This is a genomic window from Micromonospora sp. NPDC049580 (assembly GCF_040675595.1).
Taxonomy (GTDB): Bacteria; Actinomycetota; Actinomycetes; order Mycobacteriales; family Micromonosporaceae; genus Micromonospora.
The window spans coordinates 1-5,000 of the sequence record NZ_JBFAPG010000468.1 but is presented as its reverse complement, the minus strand read 5'-3'; the positions used below and the strand labels follow the sequence as shown (position 1 = coordinate 5,000).

The 5,000-nt window shown below is 71.3% G+C and carries 4 protein-coding genes and 1 riboswitch; all 4 genes read left to right on the top strand.

Going from position 1 to position 5,000, the window contains the following annotated elements; all coding sequences use genetic code 11:
• On the top strand, nucleotides 1–371 hold a 371-nt coding region (locus AB0J68_RS27015; protein WP_363941117.1), incomplete at its 5' end, for a DMT family transporter.
• A gap of 67 nt (nucleotides 372–438) precedes the next feature.
• Nucleotides 439–574: riboswitch (SAM riboswitch) on the top strand.
• A gap of 10 nt (nucleotides 575–584) precedes the next feature.
• Entirely contained in the window at nucleotides 585–1,871 is a 1,287-nt protein-coding gene (gene thrC / locus AB0J68_RS27010) for a threonine synthase (RefSeq protein ID WP_363941114.1), read from the top strand.
• A 257-nt stretch (nucleotides 1,872–2,128) separates the two neighbouring features.
• On the top strand, nucleotides 2,129–3,148 hold the full coding sequence (locus AB0J68_RS27005; protein WP_363941112.1) for a GNAT family N-acetyltransferase: 1,020 nt from the start codon (nucleotides 2,129–2,131) through the stop codon (nucleotides 3,146–3,148).
• A 101-nt stretch (nucleotides 3,149–3,249) separates the two neighbouring features.
• A complete protein-coding gene (gene paaN, locus AB0J68_RS27000; protein ID WP_363941110.1) occupies nucleotides 3,250–4,923 on the top strand; it encodes a phenylacetic acid degradation protein PaaN in 1,674 nt (557 codons plus the stop codon).
• Nucleotides 4,924–5,000: the final 77 nt, after the last annotated feature.

Genomic DNA, 5,000 nt, shown 5'->3' with positions numbered 1-5,000 from the left:
TTCATCCAGAGCAGCACGATCGTGCCGACGCCGGCCGCGACCAGCAGGCCGCCGAGCAGGATGATCAGGTACGACCCGAAGTCGCCGCCGTCGTCGCGGTGCTGGCGTGGAACACCGGCGTGCAGCGGCTGGGCGCGGCCAACGCTGCCCTGTTCATGAACCTGGTCCCGGTGACCACCTTCGTCGTGCAGATCGCCCGCGGCTACCGGCCGGAGGCGATCGAGCTGGTCGGCGCCGCGATCACCATCGCCGCCCTGGTCGCCGCGAACCTCGCCACCAGGGCACGGACCCGGTCGTCGTCCCTGCCGCGACCCACCGCGGTCACCGACCCGGCCGCGGTGGTCGACCCGGTGGCGGTGGCCGCCCGCTGACCCACTCCCTGGGATACCCGGTGGAGGCGACAGGCAACGTTGCCTAGACTCGACGGCACAACTGCATACCTCATCCAGAGGGGCTGAGGGATACGGCCCGACGACGCCCCGGCAACCACCCCGCGCGCTCACCGCTGAGCGACCCGCGGGGCAGGTGCCAATTCCGTCCCCGCCGCACCGTGCGATGCGGGGAAAGATGAGAGGACTCTCGACATGACGTCGACGCTCGCCGCCCCCGGCATCGACACCTCCGCCAGCCCCGCCCGCGCCCTGGTCTGTCGCGCCTGTTCGGCCCGCTACCCGCTCGCCGCCCAGCACGCCTGCTACGAGTGTTTCGGCCCCCTGGAAGTGGACTACGACCTCGCGGCCCTGGCCACGGTCACCCGGGAGCAGATCGAGGCGGGCCCGAAGAACATCTGGCGGTACGCCGCGCTGCTGCCCGCCGGCCAGGACCCGGCCACCCGGGTCACCCTCGACCCGGGGCTGACCCCGCTGGTGGCGGCCCCGCACCTTGCCGCCGAGCTGGGCATCACCGCACCGCTGTGGGTCAAGGACGACAGCGCCAACCCGACCCACTCGTTCAAGGACCGGGTCGTCTCGGTGGCGCTGACCGCCGCGAAGGCACTCGGCTTCACCCGGTTCGCCTGCGCGTCGACCGGCAACCTGGCCAACTCGGTGGCCGCGCACGCCGCCCGCGCCGGTGTGCCCTCGGTGGTCTTCATCCCCAGTGACCTGGAGCAGGGCAAGGTCATCACCACCGCCGTGTACGGCGGCGAACTGGTCGCCATCGACGGGTCGTACGACGACGTCAACCGGCTCTGCGGTGAGCTTGTGGAGACCGACGAATTCGAGGACACGGCGTTCGTCAACGTGAACGTCCGGCCGTACTACGCGGAGGGCTCCAAGACCCTCGGCTACGAGGTGGCCGAGCAGCTCGGCTGGCGCATCCCGGCCCAGGTGGTCATCCCGATGGCCAGCGGTGAGCTGCTCACCAAGATTGACAAGGCGTTCTCCGAGCTGGTCGAGATCGGCCTGGTCGAGGCGCCGGCCGGCGGCTGGAAGGTCTTCGGGGCCCAGTCGGCCGGCTGCAACCCGATCGCCGCCGCGCTGCACGCCGACACGGACACGATCACCCCGGTCAAGCCCACCGGCATCGCCAAGTCGCTCAACATCGGCGACCCGGCCGCCGGCCTCTACGCCTTGGAGGCGGTCCGCCGCACCGGCGGTTGGATGGAGTACGCCGACGACGACGAGATCCGCGCCGGCATCCGCCAGCTCGCACGCACCACAGGCGTCTTCGCCGAGACGGCGGGCGGGGTGACCGCCGCGGTGCTGCGCAAGCTGGTCGAGTCCGGGCGGCTCGACCCGACGGCCGAGACGGTCGTGTTCAACACCGGCGAGGGCCTGAAGACCATCGACGCGGTGGCCAGTCAGGTCGGCCCGACCCACCACATCAAGCCCAGCCTTCGCGCCGCCCGCGACGCCGGCCTCCTCGGCTGACTCTGGGGCCGCGCCGGGCCCACCGGCCAGTAACTGGGTTTTAGCTGTGAGTATGGAAAACCCGCCGGTCTGGACTTGACGGCAGGAACCGGACGGCGCAAGATGCTCCGTGCGGGAGGGCATTTCGCCGGAGACTTTTGAAGTTCTTGCGACCCAACGCCGGAGGCGTTGTGCGAGTGTCCCTCCCGACCACGTCCGATGGGGCCAGCGAATAATTCGCTGGCCCCATCGCTTTTCCGCCTGTCAGGCTCCCCGGCATGAGCATCACCATCACGTCGTTCGACGGCGCCGACCGGGCCGCGGTCGACGAGGCGTACCGGGTCGGGGTGGCGGCCAACGAGGTCGACCTTCCGGACTTCCCGCCCTTCTGCTGGCGTCGCTTCGACGCGCTGTTCCACACGCCGGCACCCGGCACCCGATCGCTCTGGGCGCTGGCCCGGCTGGACGGTGTGCCGGCCGGGTACCTCCAGCTCGACCTGCCGCAGCTCGACAACACCGACAACGCCACCGCCGAGCTGACGGTGCGTCCCGAGCTGCGGCGGCGCGGCGTCGGCCGGGCACTGCACGAGTACGGGGTGCGTCTGCTGCGCCAGCACGGCCGCAAGCGGGTGGTCGCGATGACCGTCCGCGCGCTGCCCGGCGGTGCGGCCCGTTCCGGGGCGGGCGACGCGTTCGCCGCCTCGACCGGGGCGCAGTCCGCCCTGGCCGAGGTGCGACGCCGGCTGGAGATCGCCGACATCGACCGGGTCGCCCTGCGGGCGGCGCTCGCCGAGGCCAAGCCGCGGGCGGAGGGCTACCGGTCGGTCTGCTGGCAGGGCACCACGCCGCAGGAGTACGTGGCGGACATCGCCTACCTGGACAGCCGGCTGTTGATGGACGCGCCGATGGGTGACGTGCAGTGGGAACCGGAGCAGGTGGACGCCGAGCGCATCCGGGGCAACGAGCGCGCGTTGGACGCCCGGGGCCGGCGGCGCTACCACCTCGGGATGCGGCACGAAGCGTCCGGTCGGTTGGTCGCCTGGACCCTGCTCGACGTGGGCGCCTCCGCCGACTGGCACGCCTTCCAGCAGATCACCATCGTCGACCCGGCCCACCGTGGGCACCGCCTGGGCCTGATCGCCAAGGCGGAGAACCTGCACCACCTGCTCACCCACGAGCCGGCGGTACGCGTCATCGACACCTGGAACGCGGCCAGCAACAGCTACATGGTGGCCATCAACGAGCAGCTCGGCTTCCGCCCGGTGGACGCCTGGAACAACTGGCAGCTCACCCTCTGACGGGTATCGGCGCTACTGCTCGCGGACCTGGCTCAGGCATGAACCTCTGTCTGGCATCCGCCCCTACTGCTCGCGGACCTGGCTGTTGCATGATGGCTGGCATGACGGAGACCCCGCATCCCCTGTACGACAGGCACGCCGACACCCTCAACCGAGCGCTGACCGCGATCACGGAGCGGGGCTACTGGTCCGCCTATCCCGAGTCCCCCAGCCCCCGCGTGTACGGCGAGACCGCCGCCGCCGACGGCAAGGCCGCCTTCGAGGCGTACCTCGGCGGTGATTTTCCGCTGGACCAGCCGGGCGCCGGCGAGCGGATCGCCACCGAGACGAGCCCGTTCGGGGTTGAGCTGGCGGTGCGTTACCCGCACGCCGGCACCGACGAGCTGATCGCCGCCGCCTCCGCCGCGCTCCCGGCCTGGCGCGACGCCGGCCCGCAGGCCCGCGTGGGCGTCTGCCTGGAGATCCTGGACCGGCTGCACAAGCACATCTTCGAGCTGGCCAACGCGGTGCAGTTCACCAGCGGGCAGGCGTTCGTGATGGCCTTCCAGGCCGGCGGCGCGCACGCGCTGGACCGGGCGCTGGAGGCGCTGGCGTACGCGTACGCCGAGATGACCCGGCACCCCGGCACGGCCGGCTGGGAGAAGGCCGCCGGCAAGGGCGACCCGCTGCGGATGACCAAGACGTTCCACGTGGTGCCGCGTGGGGTGGCGCTGGTGATCGGCTGCAACACCTTCCCGACCTGGAACTCGTACCCCGGGCTGTTCGCCTCGCTGGTCACCGGCAACCCGGTGATCGTCAAGCCGCACCCGCGCGCGGTGCTGCCGCTGGCCGTCACGGTGAAGTACGCCCGGGAGGTGCTCGCCGAGGCCGGCTTCGACCCGAACCTGATCATGCTGGCGGCCGAGGCGCCCGGTGAGAAGCTCGCCAGCGACCTGGCCCTGCACCGGTCCGTCAAGATCGTCGACTTCACCGGCTCCACCGAGTACGGCGACTGGCTGGAGACGCACGCCCGGCAGGCGTCGGTCTACACCGAGAAGGCCGGCCTGAACACGGTGGTCATCGACTCCACCGACGACTTCGCCGGCATGTGCCGCAACCTCGGCTTCACGCTGACCCTCTACAGCGGGCAGATGTGCACCACCTCGCAGAACATCCTCATCCCCGCCGGTGGCATCGAGACCGACCAGGGCCACAAGAGCTTCGACGAGGTGGCCGGCGGGATCGCCGCGGCGGTCGGCAAGCTGACCGCCGACCCGGCCCGGGGCGTCGAGCTGACCGGCGCCATCGTCAACGACGGTGTGCTGGAGCGGCTGGCCGAGGTCACCAAGGTGGGTGAGCCGGTCCTGGAGTCACGGGCCGTGGCCCACCCGGCGTACGCCGACGCGGTGGTGCGTACCCCGACCATCGTGAAGCTGGGCGCGGACGACGCCGAGACGTACGGCCGGGAGTGGTTCGGGCCGATCTCGTTCGCCATCGCCACCGACTCCACAGCCCACAGCCTGGAACTGCTGCGCCGGACGGTCGGGGAGAAGGGCGCGCTCACGGCGGCGGTCTACTCCACCGACGAGGCGGTGCTGGACGCCACCGAGGCGGTGGCGGTCGAGGTCGGGGTGCACCTGTCCTGCAACCTCACCGGCGGGGTCTTCGTCAACCAGTCGGCGGCGTTCTCCGACTTCCACGGCAGTGGGGCGAACGCGGCGGCCAACTCGGCGCTGACGGACGGGGCGTACGTGGCCAACCGGTTCCGGATCGTGCAGTCTCGGCGTCACGTTTGATCTTTGGTTGCGGTTGGGGGTTTCCGGGGCAGCCCGCCCCGCTCCGGGCGGTCAGGCTTGATCCCTGCGCAGGGCGG